Below are 22,181 nucleotides of genomic sequence, written 5' to 3'. Positions count from 1 at the left end.
CTACTTCGTGAACAGCCCCGCAAACTCCGCATCCGCATAATAGCGAATGCGCCCAGTCACCAGCGGCGCCTGTCCTTGCATGAGCAACAGTTGGCGATCGCCCGGCAACCGCATGATCTCGTCGGGATTAAGCAGATTGCGCGGCGCGACATGCTCGCTCGTGCTTTCGCCGCGCGTGTCGGGTTCCAGGATCGAGTGCCCCCGGGTAACGCTGCTCCCTTGCGTCACATATTCGATTGTCTCCTGCCCCATCATCTTCGACAGCATCTCGGCGGTGTCATGGTCGTTGACCCCGAACGCCTGGAGGACGCCGGCATTGGCGAGGAACGTGCCCGCGCGCCTCGCATAGAGATGCCGCAGTTGGTGGACGTCCTGCAGGATCGGCCAGAGCTGGACGCCATAGCCCGCCATCAACCCCATCGCGCGCGCAACAGGCTCGAGCCGCCCGAGTGCCGCGAACTCATCGAGCAGGAACAGGACCGGCCGGCTGGTTGCCGTCGTCGAGCGCGCCAGCTCGGCAAGCGCCTGCGCCACGATCAGTCGCATCCAGCGGCTATAGGCGTCGATCCGGTCGGGCGGCAGGCACACGAATACAGTGCCGACGTCGTGCTTCAAATCGGCAAAGGCGAAGTCCGATCCCGATACGCTCGCCGCAATGCGCGGCGAGTCCAGGAAGTGGGTATGCCGCTGTGCTGCCGATAATACGCCCGACGCCTCGCGATCGGATTTGCCGGCAAAGCGATTGGCCGCTCGCGCGACCAGGCCATGCGCGCCGCTGCTCCCCTGCATGCGCGCGATCAGGTCGATAAAGGCTTCGGGCGAACGGGTCAGAAAGTCGCGCACCGTAGCAAGCGTGCGTCGCCCTAGAGGATCGTCACACGCGTGGAGGATCAACCCTTCGATGAGAGCCCGAGCTTCCTCATTCCAATGAACATTGTCGCCGCCTGTAACCTCGTCCTGCACGATCGCATCGGCAAGCGTTGCGGCATCGTCGCCGACATCGGGGCTAGCGGGATCGAGCGCATCAAGCGGGTTGTAAGAGGCGGCCTTACACCCCGACACCCCAAAGGGATCCAGACACCAGACCGGCCCGAACCGGCTCCGTGCCTCAGAAGTGATGCGGGCGTTCTCGCCCTTGGGATCGATGCACAGGATCGAGCGATCGGCGGTGAGCAGGTTGGGGATAATCGTGCCGACACCCTTGCCGCCCCTGGTTGGCGCGATCGTGATCAGATGGGCGGGACCATTATAGCGCAGCAACCGGCCGCTCCGGCTCGAGCGACCGATCAGCAGATCGCCTTGATTGTCCTCGAGGGCGCGGACCTCACGCCGGTCGCCGAAGCGTGCGGAGCCCAGCAAGGTCGAGGCCGGCGCGGTGCGGTAGAGCCGGGCAACGAGAAGATATAGGATGAGAAAGACGATGCCGATGACGGAGTAGCCAAGCAGCATTGCGTCGGTGCCACTGGTCCAGCGGCGGGTAAGGCCAGTGACATGATCGATCCCGAACACCGTCCCCCAGGAGAGACTCAGCAGCAGGATGATGACGCCCATGCCCGGCCCGGGCGCGCGCCCTGGCAACCGCTCTGCCATCAGCCGGCGGACCCCGGCCCAACCCTGCCGGCCTGTGCCTCGCCGGCCTCGTTTGCGGCATTCTCTTGCGCGGCCTGCTCTTCGGCTTCGAAGGCACGGTGGCCGCGGCGCTTCCACAAGGGGCGGGGGTCACCCGGTGAAGCCTCGGCGACCTGGGCTGCAAGACTGAGCAATGCGCCATAGAGCATGGCGCGATCATCGTTCGTGAGATCGACCAGCCCAGCCTTGTGGACGAGGCCGCCCAGCTCGATCAGCTGCCGGGTGCGGGCGCGTCGTTGCACTACCCAGGCCCTGGTATCATTTCGGCGTTGTGCTGCCTCAACCCGCAGCTCCATCGCGTGGAGCTTCGCCTGTCCGCGTCGGCACGTGGCGAGTGCCCTTGCGAGCCTTGACGCGCCGCTCTTGAAAGAAGCTGGCGCCGTCCTTGCGCCACGCCTCCTTCATCTCGTCACTGCCACTGGCTGCAGCCAGGAGCGCGCCCGCCAGGATCTCGGCGTCGAGTTGCGCGGCCCCGCTGGCGACCACGAGTTCGCCGAGCTGGCTGTGCCACTTCGCTTTGAGCGCTCGCGATCGGGCGCCGAGCACGCGCAGTTCGGCATCATAGTCACGTAGCTTGCGCATTGCGGTCTCCGCCATGACAGGGCAGAGCATGCCCCGCGACGTGCCCGTTCGCATCCCCGGATAATTCCGGACTCACGCAAATCCGCCACGAATGTCACGAGAAGATCGAAGATCGTGAGTGCGCGCTTATACGTCGTGGCCGACGTCGCTGCTCAGAGGGTCGACGTGGAGGCGCTGGATGGCGATCTACCATTTCTCGGCAAAGGTCATCTCGCGAGCCCGCGGCTCAAGCGCGGTTGCGGCCGCCGCCTACCGCTCGGCGTCGCGGCTCCATGACGAGCGCCTCGACCGCGATCACGACTTCTCGAACAAGGCCGACGTCATCCATAGCGAGGTAATGCTGCCCGAGGGTGTGCCCGAGCGCTGGCACGACCGCGCAACCCTTTGGAACGCGGTCGAGGCACATGAGCGGCGCAAAGACGCGCAGCTCGCCCGCGAGGTCGAGTTCGCGATCCCCTGCGAGATGCGCGACGGCGACGGGATCGCGCTCGCTCGCGACTTTGTTCAGCGGACCTTCGTCGAGAAGGGCATGGTCGCCGACCTCAACGTCCACTGGGATGTCGCCGAGGATGGCAACCCCAAGCCGCATGCGCATGTCATGCTGACCATGCGCGAGATCGTCGAAGGGGAGGCGGGCGCGGTGGGCTTCGGCGCCAAGGCGCGCGAATGGAATGCGACCGCGCTGCTCGAGCAGTGGCGCGAGGACTGGAGCACCCACGTTAACGCGAGGCTCGCCGAACTCGGGATCGATGCCGCGGTCGATCACCGGACGCTGGAAGCGCAGGGGATTGCTCTTGAGCCCCAGCACAAGATTGGGCCGGCCGGCAGTCGCAGGTTCGAGCGTGCGGAGGATGCCGAGCGGGCCGAGGACCATCGCCGCATCGCGCGCGAAAATGGTGCCAGGATCATTGCCCAGCCGAGCACGGGCCTAGATGCGATCACTTATGGTCAGTCGACCTTCACCGTGCGCGATATGGCACGGTTCGCGCACCGCCATTCCGACGGCCAGGAACAGTTCGGCCGAGTGTTGTCGGCAATGCGACAAAGCCCCGATCTGATCGCGCTGGGCAGGGACGGGAAGGGGGAGGAGCGCTTCACCAGCCGCGACATGCTTGCCGTCGAGCAGCGGCTCGAGCGAGCGGCCGATCGGCTGGCCGGCAGATCGGGGCATCGCCTTTCGACAACGTCACTGACGGCCGGAAGCGACGGCCTTGAGCTTGGGACCCAGCAGCAAGCCGCCGTCCGGCATATTGGTGGCGAGGGCGATCTTACCATCGTGGTCGGATATGCCGGGACCGGAAAATCGGCTATGCTGAGCGTAGCGCGCGAGCGATGGGAGGCGGAAGGCTATAGCGTGCGCGGTGCGGCATTATCCGGGATCGCGGCCGAGAATCTTGAGAGCGGATCGGGGATAGGGTCTCGGACGATCGCGAGTCTCGAACTTGGCTGGGCGCGCGGTCGCGAAATACTGACGCGGAACGATATCCTCGTCGTCGATGAAGCAGGCATGGTCGGCTCGCACCAGATGGAGCGGCTGCTGTCGGCGGCCGATACCGCCGGGGCCAAGGTAGTGCTGGTCGGCGATGCCGAGCAGCTCCAGGCGATCGAGGCGGGGGCTGCCTTCCGTCACCTGAGCGAGCGTTATGGCGCTGCCGAGATCAACACCATTCGCCGCCAGCACGAACCCTGGCAGCGCGAGGCGACCCGATCACTGGCGACGGGGCGCACGGGCGAGGCAGTTGCCGCCTATGCGCAAGCGGGGATGGTATCGGAGCATGCCGATCGCGATATGGCGCGGGATCAGCTGATCGAAGGCTGGATGGCGACCCGCAGTGCCGAGCCGCAGGCCCGGCAGCTCATTCTCGCCCACACCCGTGCTGACGTTGCATCGCTCAATGACGGCGTGCGCGAGCGACTGAAGGCCGACGGTGCGCTGGCGGACGAGGTCGTCGTCCAGACCAGTCGCGGGCCACGCGGCATGGCCCCGGGTGACCAGATCATGTTTCTGAGCAACGAGCGGGACCTCGGCGTCAAGAACGGGACGACGGGTGAGGTCATCGACGCCAGCCGCAATCGGCTGCTCGTAAAGGTTGAGGATGCCGCAGGCCCACGCGAGGTGCGGTTCGACCTCAAGGACTATGCCGACATCGACCATGGCTATGCTGCGACGATCCACAAGTCGCAGGGCGTGACGGTTGATCATGTCCATATCCTCGCGACGCCGGGACTGGACCGGCATGCGAGCTATGTTGGGCTATCGCGCCACCGCGACACTGTTCGGCTCCATTATGGGCGCGACGATTTCGACGACCGGCGCAAGCTGGTTCGGACTCTGTCGCGCGAACGCGCGAAGGACGTGACGCTCGATTATGGGGGTGACGATGGCGAGGTCGCGAAGCGTTTCGCCCAGCGGCGGGAGCTCGGACAAGGCGCGGATGGAGCAGCAGGCCAGCCGAACCACGTTCGCGCGATCCAGGATTTCGCCAAGGCGTTCGAGCAGGCACGTGATGCCGAGCGGCGGGGCGGCACGTTGCCGGCCGCCCTGCGTCAGGCGCTGGGGGCCAGTTTCCAGCGCATTGAGCAGATGCGCGAGCATGGCGGTGTGGACCTCGCTCAGGCTTTCGCGCGGGATGAGGCAGCGTTGCGGGGCGCGTTGAACGGTGATGCCGGAGCGGCGCTTGCCGGAATGGCCCGGGAAGCGAACGTCCGGCAGGATCCGGAGCTCCGCGCCGCGCGGTTCGAGCAGAGCTGGCGCGGGCTCTACGATCGAAGGCAAGCGCTGGAGGAAGTCGGTGCGGACAGTAGTGCGGTGAACAAGGCGCTGGCGACGATGCGGCAGGAGCTGAAAGGCGATCCCGCCCTGGCGGCCGCATTGCAAGCACGACAGGTGCCTGAGCGCGAGATGACGCAGGCCGACCGGGTGCTACGGATCGAAGTGAGGCGCAGCCGGGACCGGGGGATGGAGCGCTAGGCCAAGGTGTCAGGTGAATTATCGGCCGGAAGATGGTTGATGTTAGCTGCATCACACAAGTTTAGCAGGTGAGAATCTCCATCGATACAAGCCGACGCGTAATGAACGCGCTGGTATTGACGAGCGCCAGGGCGGCCTCAGCTCCAGCGTGGCTCCGGTTTATAAGCCATTTCGGTTACGACCTTCGTCGCTTCCGTTCGTCGTGAGTAGCGGCCTATGAGATAACCGTTGGCATCGTCGATCTCATTCACGCGGAGTAAGTGCACGCGCTTATCCGGCTGCGGCTCTAACCGATAGATTCGCCCGTTGACCCGACAATGGAGGGTCTTCGAACCGGCGATGGACGTCCATCTGCAATCGGCGCCCGAGAGCAGGCGCTCTTCGGCGGCGAGGCGCTCCGCTTCAGCGCGTTCCCGGTAGGCCTCTTGCTGGGCGCGCTGGCGCTTCGCCTTATCTTCTTCCACGAATTGCTGAATTGCACCGATGATCGCGGGCATGTCGGTTCCGCAGACTCTCTCCCGGCGATATATCGCGACGCAATTCTCCTTCTGTTCGTCATCGGGCCACGGTTCATAGGCCTCTTCGTTGAACGCGCGCAAACGTTGGACCACGTCGGTTAGAGAGAGGGTTGGACCAGCCATCTGGTTCAGATGTTCGCGCAAATCCTCAGGTGGAATCCAGCAATATGCAGCCGGCCGAGCCACGGCCTCGCGGTCGTGGCTCCACTTCGTCCAGATGGGGTTGAAGCTTCCCACCTCCTTGACGATCGCAGCGGCTAGCCGGCGCACAGAGCTATCATCGCGGATGTGTCGTATCGAGGGGCTCTGGACATATTCTGAGAGCAGCCTGCCAACTCGGTAGAGGCGATCATCATCGGGCATGTTCTAGGACCTCCGTCAGTCACTAGGCACTGCATCGGGGGATAGCATCAGATGTCTTTTTTGGCAGAAATGTGAGCTTTTGCAACTGTGGAGCACCGTATGCGCGGCAGCTCGACGCAGCCAAGTACGTCCATGCTCAATGTCCGATTCGCGTCCAATTATCGTCGAACAACGCACCAATAGGCGACCCCAAAACCGGCCGTGCGTTTATCTCGCTGGCGGGCGGTCTGAACGGCCGGCTATGGGGCGAAGCTGTCATTCGCACGCGACATGCCGAACGGCGGCTTCTGTCAGAAGGGGGCGTTTAGCCCGCGCCTAACCACGTCATAGACTGACAGGAACCGGCCGAATGCAGGCGAGCAACCTTCGGGCTGATCCATGAGGTAGCTGACGCCTTGCAGTTTCCCCAATCCAGCGACACACCTATATCAGGGCCTTTGGAGACCTGCGATGGCTGTCAGCGCGTCCGAAGCCTTTCTGCACAGTCTAGCCGAGCGGACCTTCCTGAAATTATGGTCGGTGCCGAACGCATATCGCGCGCCCGGCAAAGAGATCTCCGACCTGATCATCGTGTTCGGGGACGACATCGTGATCTTTTCAGACAAGGCCTGCGAATTCTCCACCGAACCTGACCTTCAGACCGGCTGGGATCGCTGGCGGCGCGTAGCGATTGACGGCAGCGTTCGGCAGCTGGCCGGGGCATTGCGGCGGCTGTCCGAGGACGCCGCGGCCATCTTCGTCGATGCAAAGGGAAGGACGTCGCTGCCCTTTCCGCTCCCGCCCAGCGAACGCCGCAGATTCCATCTGGTCGCCATCGCGCGACCGAGCCACGATCCTGAAGCCACGCCGCTGGGCTGGCGAGCACTGACATGCGTTGCCGAGCCGACCGGCCGACCTTTCGAGGTCGAACAGCTCGCCGTTGGCGATCTCCCGGTGCACGTGTTCGACGGCGTCACAATGGACATTCTCCTCGAGCATCTCGATACCGCGCCCGATTTCATCGCCTATCTTGACGGACGAGCGCGGCAGCTCGCCGGCGGCGGCGCATACAGCTTGGAGGACCTGGACCTGCTTGCGGGTTCGATCCGCAACTGGGGCAGCGGCTCGGGTCTGTCACCGGAGGTTCCGCCATTTGCGAGCGTGGCCCGGGGCTACTGGCCGCGCTATGTGGGAAGCGACGGCGCCATTCGAAGCGCGTCACTTAACAAGCGCAGCCGCACGATTGACAGACTCATCGAGCACTTCCACCAGGCCTACGAGGCGGGTTCCTTCTTGCGGAACAAGCCACCCGAGATCTTGGCGCATGAACAGGCGCTGCGATTGATTGCGGCGGAAAGCCGGTTCGCGCGAAGGATGATTGTCACCCCGCTCTACGACATCCTTAGCGAGGAGGATCAGTCGGTGCCTTGGACGGCAACGGTTCCCTCACCGCGCGATCCGACTATTCGCTATCTCTGGCTTATCTATCCAGATCCTCCAGAAGGGACGGACCCAGACGAGTTCGCGCGCTTGGTCGATGCGCAGCTCCAACATCAGACACTCGTGATCGCCGGTGAATTCAAGCCGGATCGCGTGATCGCGATCGCGGTCCCGAATGGTGCGGCGAGCGAGAACGTCGTGATCATGCGGGTATTCGACAGCTCCCGTTGGAGCGACGAAGATCGTCGCCAGGCCATGCTCTTGAAGGACGAGCGACTGTTCGGGGAGTCCGTGCGGACCGACCACCTCCATATCCCGTAACGGACCAGCGATGCCATGGATTGCCGTTATCGGTATTGGAGCGCACGGCGGCAGCCTGGGCAAATGGCTCGATTCGAGCAACTCGACGATCTTGGTCCGAGGAAATAGCCGGACCAACGCGGGCGCGGCGTCACACGCAGATATAGTTGCCGGTCGCGGGGTCAAACGACATCGTGCCAGGGTCGAGGAGCTGCGCCGCGCCGGACATGGCCTCGAACGCCTCTCGTGTCGGCGCAATCATGGCCACTTTTCCGCCAGCATCAAAGCCCCCGTAGCAGAAGATGTGGCCGGGTGCGCCTGGATCGACCGCGCGAAACATCCCTTCTGCGTGATGATTGCCGGCGAAGAAAACTGCGGACCCCGCTGCGGCGAACGACATCCCCGTGCTCACCACGCCAATAACATGGCCCGCAGCATTGATAACCGGGCCACCGCTCATGCCGCCCGGCCAGTCTTTGTCGACGCGGAAGAACGGCCATGGGCGGCCGCGGTTTGGATCGAACGGTTCGATATCGGTAATGGTGGCGCGCGATCCGTAGAGATACTGCGAGATCGGTCGATCCGCCGCGGCATCTTCGTTGCCCAGATCTAGATCCGCAAAGCCGAGAGCGGTAACCTGTTCTCCTACACTAGGTTTCCACCGCCGCAGGTCCATGCCCAGAAAAGCAGCCGCTCCAGTGACGTTCTGCGAGCGCTGCACCACCAGCGAGGCCAGTTCGGTTACGTTCGTGAGCGTGTCGGGCTGACCAAACGTGCTCTTGCGGCCGGCCAGGACGAACATGCCCTCGAAATTGCGCCATTGCTCCGGCCGGATGCGAGGCGCGCCGTAGGCGATGCCTTCCAGCTCAAGGGCGATCAGACGGGCATGCTCCCTCAGCGCGGGCTCGCTACCCTTAAGCTCGATCAGGTCTTCGATCACATGATAAGCGGTCACGCACGCTCCCCATGGGTTGATCCGGAACAGGGTCCCGCATCCCTTGGGGCGCATCGCAAGATCGCGCTTGTCGATCGCGAACAGTGGCATGATCGACGCCCGCAGGTGCGGGTCCTCTACGAGGAACACGCCACGTTCGTCGGTGGGGCCTGCGTCAATCAAGATGCTTCTCCACTGCCTGCCGGATATGGGTGGCTTCGATCATGTTGGCCCGGCCGCGCTTGTTGGCATGAGAGATAATGCCCGCAAAGCCGAGTGCCGCATCCCCACCGGGTGACCGATGAATGAAGAATACGGGTGCGCCACTGATCCCGTCGGGATTGGGTAGAACAGGATCGTCATCACGAGCGGGGACAAGCGGAACCAGCCCCTTTTGATCCCACCCGTCGGGTTCGGCGCATTTGAAATAAAGCTTCTTCCAACGCGATACGATATGCAGCCCGCAGAAATTGCCGTCAGCGTCCATCTCCGGGTCGTAGTCGGTATCACTGGTAGGATAGGCGATCGAGAAGATCGCCATGATCGTTTCGCTCGGCACGCTCCTGAGGTCGGGTATAGCCTCCAGGTCGAGGGGCAGAAAGTAGGGGTTCAGGTCGCGACCTTCGGGGTTCGAACTATATTCTGCGAGCATGATATCGGCGAGATGTTCGAGCGACGGATCCATCGCCGGATCTAGGACGACCTGGCTCACTTGGTTCGGATTGATGCCGACGCTGCCACCCTCGATGTTCTCGACAACAATCACGACCTCGTCTGGTCGCCGCTTCGCATTTACCAACTGGTGGCGGGTGCAGAGCAGCAGGTTGTGACCGTGATGGCGCGCCAGGAGGCAAGTTCCGGAAAAGGAAAGTTCAAAGGGGGACCCGACATTGTAGAACGCCAGCGGGCGGCAGAAGCGCTTTAGGCTCGCCGGCACCTCTGGCGGTGTGAGGTGCAGGCCATTCACTGCAACATGCAGCCTTAGCTTCGCGCGGGTAATTGGATCGAGTTCGGGCATCGCCGGAACATAAGCCACTGAGCGGTACAGCATAGGTAATACCGAAATTAAAGCGATCATTTGGGATGGCTTCCCGCTCGATCGGCAATCCGAAGACCAAATGATCAGACGGCAGCTGTCGGCATTGGCGCATAATCAGTCGAACGGCCGATGTTGGGGCGCGTTACTGCCGGACGGTGCCACGCCACGCCACTCCGACGACAGCTTCCACCAGAAGCTGCCATTCAAACCCAGCCGGTGAACGACGCGTTTTGGTCGGGCGTTGCCGCGGGAGAGTGGCGATCGCAGGAGTGCTTCTGGGCCCCCCAGCAGGGGCGATGGGCACCCGACCGCTGCCGAACGCCGGCCCTATTTCGGCCCGCGGGTGTCGACTCACGATTGGCGGCCGCCATCTCCCGCCACGATCCTGGAAGCCGCCCTTCTTCCGCGATCAGTGTGCCTGCCCGGACGTGACCGTGCGCACTTCGTCGGTTACGAACTTCGGTTGAATCGGGACATTGTGAAAGGCCGCCACGGACCAACTTCCGCCTCGCTTCACCATTACCTGTTCGAGGCGCGTGTAGAGCACACCATCTACCGCCGCCGTGCCGGTCGGCAATTGCTGGGCTCCCGACAATTTCGTGACGGTATCGACAATGGCGACGTCGGGCTTCACGAACGTGATCGCCGCGATGAACTGGCGCATCTGGCTGCCTTTGTAGATCGTCGAAAAGATGGTTTTGTGCTGAGCGACGAACGGTGCCTTGCCGACAGAGAACATACCGACTGAGTTGGCAAATGAGACGTCCGGGAGAACGTGAGCCGCGAATGCGTCTGCATCGCCCGCCGCCCAAGCCGCCCCCTCGTCATCGAGAATGTGCGCTATCGCACCTCGATCGGCATCATCGCCAGTCGCCACAACCGGTGCCGCAATCGCCTGACCGCACGTGCCCAAAAATAGGTTAGCGATACCCAGGGCAACCACCGTTCTCAATCCCATCGTTAGGGCACTCCGGCTGTGCGAAACGGCAATTGCCGCGCAAGGCATCATCCTATGGAAGACTGGCGGCTTTACAATAGCGCCCGTTCGAAAGCGGCTAGACCGTCAGCCACCCAAGATCGCCGTTTTCGTCGGCTCCTCGCGGCCACCCGCCGAACCCTCCGGCCAACACAGTTCCCGCTCTGAATGCGTTTCATAGCGAACGGCGCGTCTCCCCAACTTCCGTCGTTTCGGCGTACGGAGGCGAACGACCGCATCTGGTCGATGGCTGCCGGCAGTTGGTGGGACAAATCTGCCGTTCCTAAGTGATCTGGTGAACGGCAGGTCTTGTCGGGAGTTGCCGTCCAGCGTTTGCTCTTCAGCGATGGAGAATAAGAAAGACCGGGCCGAATGCGTACAGCGAACTTCGGATTTGCCCTACGTCCCGAGGGGCCGCCGCAGATGTTGTGATCGCGCCGGCTTCAGCGAGACGACGCATTTCGCTACCGGCTTGATTTTCCCGGCACCGGTCGATGGCGCGAGCGGTTCAACAGCGACAACCCATACATCGCCGGTAGGCTGGGAACATATCGCCTTTTCCGGAGACTTTCTCTGGGATAGGGCTGCTGCTTCCGCTGGCCGCAAGGCCCTGAACCTGCCGCAAAATGCCCGCGTCGCCTAAGCGTTCACTGATTGTTCGCCCTTAGCGTTGTTTGGCGTACTTTTCACGCTATGCCCTCCGCAAGAGCATGGCGCTGCGTTTCGAGCTTCTGATCGCGTGCTGAGACCCTGGCATATCCGACGATTTTCATCCCGGCATTTTGGTGCATAGTTTTGGTGCGGGCAAGCTTCTGATTTTGTAGCAGCCGAGGTTATGCACCATAAACGGACATTTATGGTGCAGTGAGGTCGATCAAAGGGGGTAACTTGCCTCCCGATTTAGCTGTTGAAACCAGAATGACTACGCGATAACCTTGGAAAACACCTTATCATATGCCTTCTATGGGAACATGAGCATGGGCGAGAACAAGATAGGGCCTCGTGACGGCATTCAGTATACCGTGACATCAACAAGAGATGACGTTCGTTCTGCTCCCGAATGCGGGTTTAATGACCTCGGAGTTCCTAATAGCGCCGTGTACAAAATCGAAACGCGCCACTATGAGGAGTGGAGCGGAGGAAACCTCCTGCGATCTTGGGATGAAGACCATGAGAATTTCGATCACTGCGTGACCGTATGAAGAACGTCAATGCCCACAGGGTAATTTCATCCCTGCTCGCCACATCATCTTTGCTAGTTCCGAGCCATGCCGTAATGGCAGAAACTTATACTGATGCTATCACGGTCTTGAACCAACGTCTTGCCGCTCTCGGTCCGGTCAGCGTGACAATGCCTTTTCAAGTGGAAGAGACGTATAAGGAATGCCGTCCTTCAATAGGATCACACTCACGGGAGGGGGGCGGTGAACCCACAGTACAATGCGATGACAAAAAGCGCATTGTTTCAAAAACTAGATTAGAGCAGAGAAATCTAACCGTTTCAGATGCTGAAATATCGTCGAATAAAGATGCCGTGTTTTCCGCCGTAGTCACTCATTCCTTTCCTAACGATCTTATTGAAAACTCGTTGGACAATATCAATTGTAGCCAAAGCGTAATCAATGCCTCTGTTAACTTCACGCTAACAGCCAACAAATCGCAGTCCATCGCGATAAACGACTCTATTACCACCACGATCACTGGGATGGTCTCTACCAAAGCCAGTCTGTTTGGCCAGGAAATTTCTGCACAGCTGACGCTTTCGCAAGGTAGAACACAAGCAACAACGACAACCTCGGGTTCTTCTGGGGGATATACAATAACGGGGTCAGGATCGTTTGCGGTTCCAGCAGGAAAAAGAATCTTAGCAAGGCTAAGTTCCTATAAAGTTCAAGCCTCTGCTCCCTTTAAGATTCCAGTGATAGTAGATGGAAATCTCTCGCCAAACGATGGTGCAAAAAAGCGATTGGCTGAGGTGTTATCGGAACAAGATAGAACATTCATTATATCTGGAGAACTTATATCAAATGACGTGTCGAAAGGGCAGCTAGACCTCTTGGAGATGCCGGTTGATCTATCTCGATGTGCGAGCCAACAAGGGCTCTTGCAAACAGCTGTTGATATTCCAGAAGGATCGAGATCGTATTTAAGCCGCATTAGAATTAAGAACAAAAGAGTTATATCAGCCGCATTCTAGGACTTCCCTCTTCGACAGCTGTAGGTTTCCGCTAATGTGGACCACGTACGTCGGGTTTACCGGAGGCCTCAGTCTTTCGAAGATTAGAGAAGGAGCCCCCCATCGGGTAAAGTCCTCGTGGCTTGAGACCCCTCGCCTCATTGCACTAGAAACGGTCGTTTTTGGTGCACGGGGTGAGATCGACAGTAGCGACAGCTTTCCTCAGGCCGCCTGCATCATTTTACCTCTCCCGTGTGCAGCTTCCTCACATCTTTGAGCTGATCCTTCCACGGATCGACAACGAAATAAGGAAGCCTCTCACCGACGATCAGGCTCGGGATTGCGGCCACCTTCAGGATTTGGCGACCGTCACCGATTGCCCTGATATCCTCAGCCTGAAGGACCTTCCTCGCTTTTTCAGAGATACCCATGCCGGCGGATTCGACGGTTCCGCCGCTATGGTTCACACCCCTTAGAGCGGCTGTCATGCTCCCCGACCATGTTTCCACGCCCTTCAGATCGAACGGCGAATTTTCGGCCCAGATGCGCCAGCTCGGCCGGCGCGCCTTTTCGAGCAGGCGGCGCATCGCCGGAACGCCGCTGGTCGGCAACGGTGCCGCTAACAGTTCGATCGCCGCGCGGCAGTCGTGCGCGGCGCGATGCCGACTGCAGAAGAAGCCGGCGCTCGCTGCGAGATAGGCGAGCTTCACGCCTTCGTGCCCCTCCTCGACCCAATCGACCTGCGACATCGAGCACGCCCAGGGTTTCAAAACGAACGCCTCGCTGAGCCGTTCAAGAAGCGGCCGGTCAAAGCCAGCATGGTGCGCAATCAACAGCGCCGCTCGATCGACAAGTGCGCGCACCTCATCAAGATCAATCTGATGTCCTGCCACCATCGTCCGTTATCCCGGTCAACCGCGTTATCGCGGGTGGGATCGGCGAAGATGGTTCGTTAAACTGCTCCAAGGCCGGACCGATATCGCAAATCAGTCCATCAGGAAGATAGCTGAATGGGATCATCGCGAGCTCGATGACCTCGTGGCTTTGAGGATCGAGGCCCGTCGTTTCAACGTCAACGAATAGTCTCAACCGGGTTGGCGCGCCCCGAGAATCGTGGATTCGGAAGCGCGGTTGAAGGAGGCGTTGAACGCGGTATTCACCGCTCGCGCGCAATAGTTCAGCCATCGCCTCTAAGTCGTGCATCCCAGCTCCTAACCCTCAACGACGATAGCCGATTCCGGCAGAACAAAAAAACCTGTTGGTTCCGATCTGAAGCGATCGAGCGGCAGGTTTTGGAACCGGCACGGTCGAAAACTAATGACCGGGCGCCCTACTGCGGACGAAGGCCGCGGAACAGGCGGTCCCGCGCAAGCCGACATTCCCGCGACTGCGTCGGAAAGACGTATGTTGGTCGGCATCTGAGGCGCATCTGTTCGGACGATGAGCGTGGTAGCGATCCCAACTAGGACCACGAGAGCTGGTTCTTTGGCAGCCGTCCGTTCGCATCATATACTGTGAAGTTCAGTGATAGGTCCGCCACCCACTGCCACAGAACCGCGTTATGGTTTGATGGAGCAGCGCGCGGTGCAAAGCTCTGCACCAGAGGGCTGCGGCATGTTCAAGCGGCGAGTCCGTCTGTGGACACTGCCTGTTCGCGACGAGGCGGCCGTCTGCTAGTCCGGTGCAATGCCGACCGACCCGATCTCCACGCTGCATCCCGAACAGCGCCAATTTCTGGAGCATTTCGCCGAACGAAACGACGCGCGTAGCCTACTGGTCGCTGCGCCCGGCCTTGGCAAGTCGACCGTCGCGCTGTTCGCAGCGCGCAGGCTCTACGACGACGGTCAGGTCGATCGCGTCTTGATGGTCTCCGGCACTCGGGCATCCACCGAGCGGTGGAGCGAATATTTTGCGCAAGCGACTTCCGCCAAGATTGCCGAACCTCTGCCGGCCAATGCCGCCCAGGCGATCACCTATGCGCGGCTGAGCCACGATCCCGAAGCGGTTTGGCGCGAAGCACCGCGGGGAGCGCGATGGCTGGTGATCTTCGAAGATGTCGACTGGCTGGGTATGGATGTCGAACCGTTGGCGGCTGATGCCTTGCTGCGTTTTCCAGGCTCGCGTGTGCTGTTCATCGCATCCCAACCGCCTCCGCTCGCGGTCGATGTAAAGTTCGCCTTCGGGATGGAATTCTTCACGGCCGAGGTCCTCGCGAAGCCCGAGACGCGGTCGAGCCTCCTCACGCTTTCGCCGAGCATCGGGCTTATCGAGCGCGTTCAGCAGCGGCTCGTCGGTCTAGACGACCTTTCTTGGCGTGAGCTTGAGGTGCTCATCGCGCGCATGCTGGAGACCGATGGATACAACGTCGAGTTGACGCGCGGCTCCAAGGATGGCGGCGTGGACGTAATCGCGGTCAAGGATCTCGGCATCGCCGGCATGTTCAAGGCGATTTGGCAGGCCAAGCGAAACCGCGTGGATCGTAAGATCGGCCTGTCGCTGGTGCGCGAACTAGCCGATACGCGCCTGGAGCACGATGCCACCAAGGCTTTCATCGTGACGACTTCCTACCTGACTCGCGGCGCGCTCGATCGCGTCGAGCGCGATCGCCACGTTCTCGGCAAGGTCGACCGCGATGATCTCGATCTATGGATCGATCGGACCTTGCGCGGAACCTGACTTCCTCGGCGCGGGATAGCCGTTGAGGAAGCGCTCGGCCTCGGCAGCTCGACCGGTTTGCAGCGCGTTCAATGTCCAGAGCATGCGCAAAAATACGATATCGTCGGCTGCCGATAGGAGTTTCGACAATTTGGTCCGTAAACCTCGAAGTTTTCCAATTCTCGATGCGGGCACGACCATAACGACCCCTTAGCAAAATAAAGCGGGGGTCGGGCGGTTTAGCATAGTGCGAGTAGCGGATTACGGCATTAGCGGTCCTTCATGGCCTCGTCCTTAATGACGGAAAGTGGTCGAGAGCTGTCGAACTTGGTCGAGCGTGCGCGCTTTGTCGCGAGCTTTATAAGGTATTCCGGCTACTGCGGTCTGGAGTTGACGTCGGTTGTCCGAAGCGGAGCGGTAGGTCTATTGAATATTTCGATCATGGCTCGATGCGCGGTTGCAGAGCGGGCGCTCGACAGGAACAGACTATGCCCGCCAACACCCTTGTAGAACTGAAAGCGGCATGGGCTACCGCCTTCACCAAGCGCGCGCATGGTGGCTGGTGGGCTCTCAGCGGCTTTTCGTTGCAGACTATGGCGGCGCTGGCGCGAATGCTCAAAAGCGAGCTGATCGATAAAAAGCCTCGAGGCGAGGTCGATATCGAAGCGGTCAGCGACGCCATCCTCAACGAAGACAAGATATCCCTCGTCCAGATCAAGCGAACCCTTACCAAATCGACGCTCGCAGCCGCCTTTGCCGAAGCCTACGACATCGCGTCGCTCTGCTCGACCGCGCTGCAGGACCAGCTGCAATTCCAGATTGTTACGATGAAGCGGGAGACCGGAGCGACGCTTGATATCGCCCTTGCCCGACATGCGCTGCGGGAACGAACCGCCATTGACGAAGGACTTCTGCAACGCACGCTGGCGATGTTTGACAGCAAGGCGCCGATCCGCACCACAGCTGATCCGGCACAAGCGCTTCGGTTGGTGCTGTGGAACGCGGGCGTCGAGAATCCCGGCGCGACGATGGACGCCATGCTGGGCGGTATCTTTGCTGCTTTTGATGGTAGAAATCGGGCTGGCGTCCAGGTCGCGCTTATCCAGGCGCTCGACCGCGCTAAAAACGATATCCGAATCATCCGTCCGCAAGCTGGGCATGTCTTCGTGCCAGGTGATCTTGCAAAAGCCGCAGGTCCTGCAAGCGGCACAATCCTTGTCGACGCCAGCCCGCGCATGCTCGACCTGAAGCTGGGGCGGTTCCTCGAACGCACACGTCTGCTCGACGAGGTCGTCACGGCGGCCCTGGACTGGGATACCGGGCTGGACGCCCACGTGGCGGCTCACCTGCAGAAGATACCGGTATTCTGTATCCGCGGGCGATCCGGTGACGGCAAGTCGGTCCTGCTCCTACAACTGGTGGCAGCGTTAATTGAGCGCCGCGCCGTATCCGCGGTGACGGGTCTCGCCTCGTTCAGCGATTTGCAGGTCTGGCTGCAATCGCGTCCGAAAATCCAGCCTGGCGAACCGATCCGTGGGGTTGAACTTGCCTATATCGACGATCTTCCGCGTCGCGTCGACGCTAGTTCGTTCGATCGGCTGATTGAAGAATGTTATGCGTTCGCTTCACGGCCCGCTGCCTTGCTCACGTGCGGGATCACGGAAAGTCTGCCGAAAGCATCCAACATCCAGTTTGACTTTTTCGCCATGCCACCGCCCACGGCAAAGGATCAGAAATTGTTCAGCCACTGGGCCGGCACCAGCGCTGCCCCACCGTTCGAGCCGCGCCAATCGCTCACGACGATGCTCGTCGACCTGGGGCGCACTGTTGCACGCGAAGCGCCGTTGGCGGATCAATTCCAACAGAAATTGCGCCGTGATGGCCTCTGGCCATTAGCCCGCCATGTCATAGCGGCCAATCTGTTCGGCGTTCCCGCTGCCGTATTGCCAGACCAAGCTGTCGACTTGGAGACTTTCACCTTCGAAGGTGCCGGCGTGACTCTGCGCGCCAACCAGCGCGACGGCGGCATCGAGCTTGGCCACGCCGAATATCTCGAACCGCTCTATCTTCGATGGGCCGGCGGCTCGGATTTTCCGCAAATATGGGGGCGTGACATCGGCGCCATCATATCCGTCGCCCTTCGAAACGGCGACGTAAGACTGGCACGGACACTGCTCGGTCAGGTGATCGATATGCGCGCCCTGCGCAAGCGCCTGGACCACTTGGGATATAGGGACCCTCACTTGGCCCCGGACCTCCTCAACGCGGCCTTTTCTGTGGTCAGTGCGGAGAACGACGACTCGGCGATGGCACCACTGATGCGGTTATGGCTTGCCGCACAGCGCGCGGCCAACGGGGCGTTCATGCATAACCTCGAAGCCCGCGCGATCTCACTGCTCAAGGAAGACGTCGTAGCGTCAATCTACAAGGCACAGATCGCGCTGCAGCTTGCCAGCGGGCCGCCCGAGCGGGAGGCGGACACCAGTACTCGTGAAGTAGCGCGCGGCTATTTGGCTGGCGTCGTCGATGAACCTGCGGTCGTCGAATATTACAAGAAGCTCGCGGGCCGAGGCAATTCCGGGGATCAGGTGTTCGTTCGCAATTGGCTAAGGCGGCACCAGCGCTCGCTTCAGATTGCACCCGTTCTGGCGAGTGCGATCCGCACGGGCGGACCGCACGCCGCCGAGTATCGATCGATGGCGGCGCGTCTGGCCGGCGCCCATCCTAGGGACTCTGGACTGAGCGACCTCGTCCGGACTTTGGCCCTCCAGCCGATAGAGGGGAACGAGGTCGGACTAATCGATCGCTGGCTCGGTCAGGCTCATCCATCGCCCGCGCTGAGCAGTGTCTATGCCCAGCTTCTCAAGGTCCAAGGCGCGCGGCGCTACCTCGATCGGGCGCTCGCATGGCTGGAACAGAATATCGAGCTTGCCGGTAGCCATGACCTGCTTGCCAGGCTGATCGAGATGCAGCCAGACTACGATTTAGACCCGCTCGTGCAGGCTTGGTTTGATTCGCATCCTTACGACCCCGGGCGCTATTCGGTAATCGGCGCACTGCTGACCCATCCGCACTTTGAGATAGCTGCTCTGCGGCGCGCGCTGGAGTTGCTCGCGGGGCCGCGGAGCCACCACACAGGATACCTCTTTGCCATTGCCATCAGCGTTGCCAAAGCCCTGACAGTGCATGAGGTGAATGCGCTGGCAAAAACACTCCCACCGGGGCTTCAGAAACCATTGGGAGCCCTTCGGGCTGCTCGCTAGGGACCCGGCACTCAATGCAAATCCACCGCTAATGATGCGAAGATTGGGGCTGCTTTCGGGGGAAGCGGACCTTTCGTTGGCCGATGTGGAATGGCGTGATTTGGTCGCCTCCTGCCGTTACGTCCATTCTGGTGAGGTATGGCTGAGGTGGGGTGGCTTTGCGACGGTCGGCTTTCGGCGGCAAGGAGGCTCTATTGGCCATCGCTATCATTGATGGCGATCGACCAGCGGTCGATATTGGATGCCCTTCTGATCATAGTTCCGGGAGGCATCCCGACAAAAAAGCTGAGCGACGGATCATCCTTCAAGATTGCTTCCAGTGTCCAAATCTCGGCGGCCTCCTGCTCGCCACCACCAGAGGGCATGGAACTGAACTGCCATCCGCTATCCATTTCCTCGACCGGATCAGAACGCTCGCCAAACAGGAGCGGCTGATCCGCCGATTTTGATACTATTGCACCAAGGCGGCGGTCGATCGGCGTGTCCATCAGATCACACTAAGGGCTTGGCTCGTGCGATCAATGTCTGCTTTGAGGCGGGCTTTGCCGACCAACAAAAGACGACTCGTGGGTCGGTAGCTGCCATGAGCTACTTTGAATGGATAATCCGCAGCACAGTCCCGTTACGTTGGCAGAGGGCTATGAACGCGGTGCCGCCGATTGAGCGGGGCGGCAGCACACCCTCGACGGTCCAAACTTCGTCACGGAGTGTGGCGCGAAGTGGTAGTTCGCGACGGATTTGGGCTTCGCCATAAATCGGAACGAGATAAGCGAAAGCGACTGCACTGGCAGTCTGTGCGTTGCTGATGACCCCGCGTTCGGGCTGCACCAAATCGACCGCGCTGCTGCATCGCTGATTGTGAGCTTGCGCTAAGGATGCCATTCCCAGCCCGCACGCCAAAATTGCCAATCGACCTCGGCGCATGACTTCTCCGTCCCCTTTGGGAAAGCTGCACGATTTACGATGTGTCTGCAACGGGTCGCGAGCTGTCGTTCGATCCATTCTGGTGCATGGCGGCAGCAAGGGGGGGATAGCTCTCTGTCCGCTTTCGATCGATGCGATGGCCATGTGGAGGTTGACAGGAGCGGCGTTGTCGCGAGACGGACTGGCGAGCTGCAAGGATGAACGTGATGCTCTATGACGATAAACAAGGCCACGATGCTCGCCTCGACAGCGTTGAGTTCGATGCCGAGAAAAGAATGGCATCAGTTCACCTGCTGGCATACCCAGAGACTGACGCACCGCAGCGGGTGCCTATTACCATTCTTTTCGAGGGCGTGCTGTCGTTAGCGTTGAACGCTGACCTAACTTCGCTGGCGAACAACCGCTCAGCAGGAAACGTAAACCACTGGCACATGGCGGAAGGCGGAGGCACCTCGCATATCTACTTGATAGAGGGACATATCGCGATCTCATCACAGTCTGCGCCGCAACTGGTGCTTCGATAGCCCAGCGGCGGCTTTCGGGAACGTCCGCCGCGACCCGCATCGGCTGCCATTGTGACGGCTCCTGCCGTTCCATCCAATTTGGATCAGTTAGGCAGAAAGGGGGGCAAGGAGACGTTGCATCGGGGCCCCTCCAGCGGCAGCTTCGCGGAATGAAGCACCTGGATGCCCGGTACGTCGTAGAAGTAGCGGCGGATGATGACATTGTCTGCCGAGCGCCGAAACGGGCACAGCAACGGATCAGGATGACTGATCTTGAGGAAGTCTATATCGAGACAGGCCACGGTGGGACTTAGGGCGCGGACGTTTGGTGGCTGCTGAACGAGAAGGTCGGACAGACAAAGGCAACCTTTCCGCAGATGGCCATCGGCGAGGAGGCGGTTTTAGAACGGCTGCGTTTACTCCCCAGCTTTCAAGTTCGGGGAATGAACTCCATCGAGAATGCCCGGTTTATGTGCTGGCCGACGCCTGGGTCGTGAACGTTCGCGTGCGGCGGGTCTGTTCGGAGGTGGGAAGCGGTCCGTCAGCTTCCGGCTGCGATCCGATGGTAATCGGTCATTCAACGAGATAGGACATGCGAATGGCGGAACTTCATAAAACGGTAACGACCCTTCGGCTCTTCGGTGATGACCTTGATCCGGATGAAATTACCGCTCGGCTCCGTTGCGTACCTACAGTGGGCGCTAAGAAGGGCGGTGGATGGCTCACGACAGGCGGCACCGAAAAAGTAGCCCGCACTGGATTTTGGCGACTAGAGGTTAAGGATCAACAGCCGGGCGATCTTGATGTTCAAGTCGCAGAATTGCTTGCGCTTTGCAGCGACGATCTTTCTGCATGGGCGGATTTGACAGCCCGGTTTACGGTAGACATCTTCTGTGGCCTGTTCATGGAAGAAAGTAACGAGGGGACGACTCTGTCGGCGGAAACCATGAAGGAATTGGGGCTTCGTAACCTTCCTCTCGACCTTGATATTTACGGCTGGACACTGCCCGACTGAACGTCCGCAAACGGGAAATTACACACCTTTGCCTTACGACCGCAATGGTCGACTCCGGCCGTTCGATCATTCTGACGCGGTATGGCTGAAAGGGGGAATCGGCACGCAGCGTCGAGGTCAGACCTTCCCCTTAGCGGCTCCGGCATAATAACGGATTGCGGCCAACATTTCCTGGCCGGTCTTGTCGGTTCCATCAGCCGACAGCATAACGTGATTGGCGGCAGCGCCTTTGCCCCAAGATCTGAAGTTAATTCGCCGGCTTTCGATGAGGCCGCGGCGAAGCTTGGCAACAGTAAGGATCACGGTGATGTGACGAGATACGTGAAAAGGACGGTATCCGACTATACTGCTCCATGGTATCGGGCTGCGTGACCACTTATGCCAATAGACTCCGTCCTGGTCGATGCGGAGGGCAGGCCGCTTAAAGAACGCCCTTCGCGTCACGATTGGAACTCGAACCAGGCCGAGAAAAAGAAATATCCAAGCGACAGTGCGACCAATAGTATCGCTGCTGACACCAAGCCGAGCAGCCAAAGTAGTCGCCCCATGCATATGCTGAGGATCACCTATGGGCCGTCCTAATGCCCAGTAGCAGCCGGCGATTAGCACCATGTTGATGGCTGCCATCTCCGCCGCCCTGCTCGCCTTAAACCGTGCCTCGAAAACCATCGCTTGTCCCCATTCCAGCAGTAGGACCGTATGAGCATCGGGTTAACGGTGGTGTAACGTCCGTCGCGGCCCGCCGCGGCTGCCATGGGATCGACTCCTGCCGTTTCATCCATTCTGGTGCGATATCGCGGAGATCGGTGATGGAAAGCCGACTTGCCCGCCGCTAACATCACTGATCGATAAGTTGGACGAAGGTGGTGCCAGTGGCGGGATCAAACCCTTTTGTTTCCGCTCTAGCCGGAGCC

At 60.4% G+C, this 22,181-nt stretch carries 19 protein-coding genes; 7 read left to right on the top strand and 12 right to left on the bottom strand.

From position 1 onward, the window contains the following. From AAC645_RS11550 to traD, 3 genes are read right to left on the bottom strand one after another with little or no spacing between them, the layout of a single operon-like run. Complete coding sequence (locus AAC645_RS11550) at window positions 1–1,590, bottom strand: type IV secretory system conjugative DNA transfer family protein (RefSeq protein WP_340316152.1); 1,590 nt, start codon at window positions 1,588–1,590, stop codon at window positions 1–3. After that, window positions 1,590–1,871, bottom strand: a complete 282-nt coding sequence (locus AAC645_RS11545; protein ID WP_340316151.1) for a conjugal transfer protein TraD — start codon at window positions 1,869–1,871, stop codon at window positions 1,590–1,592. The genes AAC645_RS11550 and AAC645_RS11545 overlap by 1 nt, the downstream gene beginning before the upstream one ends. 37 nt (window positions 1,872–1,908) lie before the next feature. Beyond that, window positions 1,909–2,211 (bottom strand): conjugal transfer protein TraD, encoded by a 303-nt coding sequence (gene traD / locus AAC645_RS11540; protein ID WP_340316149.1) that lies wholly within the window; start codon window positions 2,209–2,211, stop codon window positions 1,909–1,911. 178 nt (window positions 2,212–2,389) lie between these two features. Between traD and traA the strand changes: the two genes are divergently transcribed. After that, window positions 2,390–5,182, top strand: coding sequence for a Ti-type conjugative transfer relaxase TraA (gene traA / locus AAC645_RS11535; RefSeq protein WP_340316147.1), 2,793 nt, complete (start codon window positions 2,390–2,392; stop codon window positions 5,180–5,182). Between the two features lie 137 nt (window positions 5,183–5,319). Here the strand turns inward: traA and AAC645_RS11530 are convergent, their stop codons facing one another. Then, a complete protein-coding gene (locus tag AAC645_RS11530) occupies window positions 5,320–6,063 on the bottom strand; it encodes a hypothetical protein (protein WP_340316146.1) in 744 nt (247 codons plus the stop codon). A 450-nt stretch (window positions 6,064–6,513) separates the two neighbouring features. On the opposite strand from AAC645_RS11530, the gene AAC645_RS11525 reads away from it, so the two are divergent. Further along, complete coding sequence (locus AAC645_RS11525; RefSeq protein ID WP_340316144.1) at window positions 6,514–7,803, top strand: hypothetical protein; 1,290 nt, start codon at window positions 6,514–6,516, stop codon at window positions 7,801–7,803. 130 nt (window positions 7,804–7,933) lie between these two features. Here the strand turns inward: AAC645_RS11525 and AAC645_RS11520 are convergent, their stop codons facing one another. The 3 genes from AAC645_RS11520 to AAC645_RS11510 form a co-directional block, all read right to left on the bottom strand. Continuing rightward, window positions 7,934–8,899, bottom strand: a complete 966-nt coding sequence (locus AAC645_RS11520) for a trypsin-like peptidase domain-containing protein (protein ID WP_340316143.1) — start codon at window positions 8,897–8,899, stop codon at window positions 7,934–7,936. Beyond that, entirely contained in the window at window positions 8,892–9,794 is a 903-nt protein-coding gene (locus AAC645_RS11515) for a hypothetical protein (protein WP_340316142.1), read from the bottom strand. The genes AAC645_RS11520 and AAC645_RS11515 overlap by 8 nt, the downstream gene beginning before the upstream one ends. 370 nt (window positions 9,795–10,164) lie before the next feature. Continuing rightward, window positions 10,165–10,713: an SgcJ/EcaC family oxidoreductase gene (locus tag AAC645_RS11510; RefSeq protein WP_340316140.1), complete on the bottom strand. Its 549-nt coding sequence runs from the start codon at window positions 10,711–10,713 to the stop codon at window positions 10,165–10,167. 1,216 nt (window positions 10,714–11,929) lie between these two features. On the opposite strand from AAC645_RS11510, the gene AAC645_RS11505 reads away from it, so the two are divergent. After that, entirely contained in the window at window positions 11,930–12,928 is a 999-nt protein-coding gene (locus AAC645_RS11505) for a hypothetical protein (protein ID WP_340316138.1), read from the top strand. Window positions 12,929–13,143: 215 nt separating this feature from the next. Here AAC645_RS11505 and AAC645_RS11500 read toward each other — a convergent pair whose 3' ends face one another. Continuing rightward, window positions 13,144–13,617, bottom strand: a complete 474-nt coding sequence (locus tag AAC645_RS11500; RefSeq protein ID WP_340316136.1) for a hypothetical protein — start codon at window positions 13,615–13,617, stop codon at window positions 13,144–13,146. A 163-nt stretch (window positions 13,618–13,780) separates the two neighbouring features. Continuing rightward, window positions 13,781–13,927: a hypothetical protein gene (locus tag AAC645_RS20455; protein WP_422785825.1), complete on the bottom strand. Its 147-nt coding sequence runs from the start codon at window positions 13,925–13,927 to the stop codon at window positions 13,781–13,783. A 666-nt stretch (window positions 13,928–14,593) separates the two neighbouring features. Between AAC645_RS20455 and AAC645_RS11495 the strand changes: the two genes are divergently transcribed. Both AAC645_RS11495 and AAC645_RS11490 read left to right on the top strand, forming a co-directional pair. Continuing rightward, window positions 14,594–15,583, top strand: coding sequence for a restriction endonuclease (locus AAC645_RS11495; protein ID WP_340316135.1), 990 nt, complete (start codon window positions 14,594–14,596; stop codon window positions 15,581–15,583). Between the two features lie 467 nt (window positions 15,584–16,050). Beyond that, on the top strand, window positions 16,051–18,825 hold the full coding sequence (locus AAC645_RS11490; protein ID WP_340316134.1) for a hypothetical protein: 2,775 nt from the start codon (window positions 16,051–16,053) through the stop codon (window positions 18,823–18,825). A gap of 191 nt (window positions 18,826–19,016) precedes the next feature. Here the strand turns inward: AAC645_RS11490 and AAC645_RS11485 are convergent, their stop codons facing one another. Continuing rightward, window positions 19,017–19,313: a hypothetical protein gene (locus tag AAC645_RS11485; RefSeq protein WP_340316132.1), complete on the bottom strand. Its 297-nt coding sequence runs from the start codon at window positions 19,311–19,313 to the stop codon at window positions 19,017–19,019. Window positions 19,314–19,413: 100 nt separating this feature from the next. Further along, window positions 19,414–19,707 carry an NTF2 fold immunity protein gene (locus AAC645_RS20450; protein WP_422785824.1) on the bottom strand — a complete coding sequence of 98 codons (294 nt, stop codon included), beginning with the start codon at window positions 19,705–19,707 and terminating at the stop codon, window positions 19,414–19,416. 239 nt (window positions 19,708–19,946) lie between these two features. On the opposite strand from AAC645_RS20450, the gene AAC645_RS11480 reads away from it, so the two are divergent. Together AAC645_RS11480 and AAC645_RS11475 are read left to right on the top strand one after the other, a co-directional pair. Beyond that, window positions 19,947–20,273 (top strand): hypothetical protein, encoded by a 327-nt coding sequence (locus AAC645_RS11480; RefSeq protein ID WP_340316131.1) that lies wholly within the window; start codon window positions 19,947–19,949, stop codon window positions 20,271–20,273. A gap of 577 nt (window positions 20,274–20,850) precedes the next feature. Next, a complete protein-coding gene (locus tag AAC645_RS11475) occupies window positions 20,851–21,267 on the top strand; it encodes a DUF4279 domain-containing protein (RefSeq protein ID WP_340316130.1) in 417 nt (138 codons plus the stop codon). Window positions 21,268–21,384: 117 nt separating this feature from the next. On the opposite strand, the gene AAC645_RS11470 is transcribed toward AAC645_RS11475, so the two are convergent. After that, a complete protein-coding gene (locus tag AAC645_RS11470) occupies window positions 21,385–21,894 on the bottom strand; it encodes a hypothetical protein (RefSeq protein WP_340316128.1) in 510 nt (169 codons plus the stop codon). Between the last annotated feature and the right edge of the window lie 287 nt (window positions 21,895–22,181).

Source organism: Rhizorhabdus argentea (genome assembly GCF_037861105.1).
Lineage (GTDB): Bacteria > Pseudomonadota > Alphaproteobacteria > Sphingomonadales > Sphingomonadaceae > Rhizorhabdus > Rhizorhabdus argentea.
This window is presented reverse-complemented; position numbering and strand designations above follow the sequence as displayed.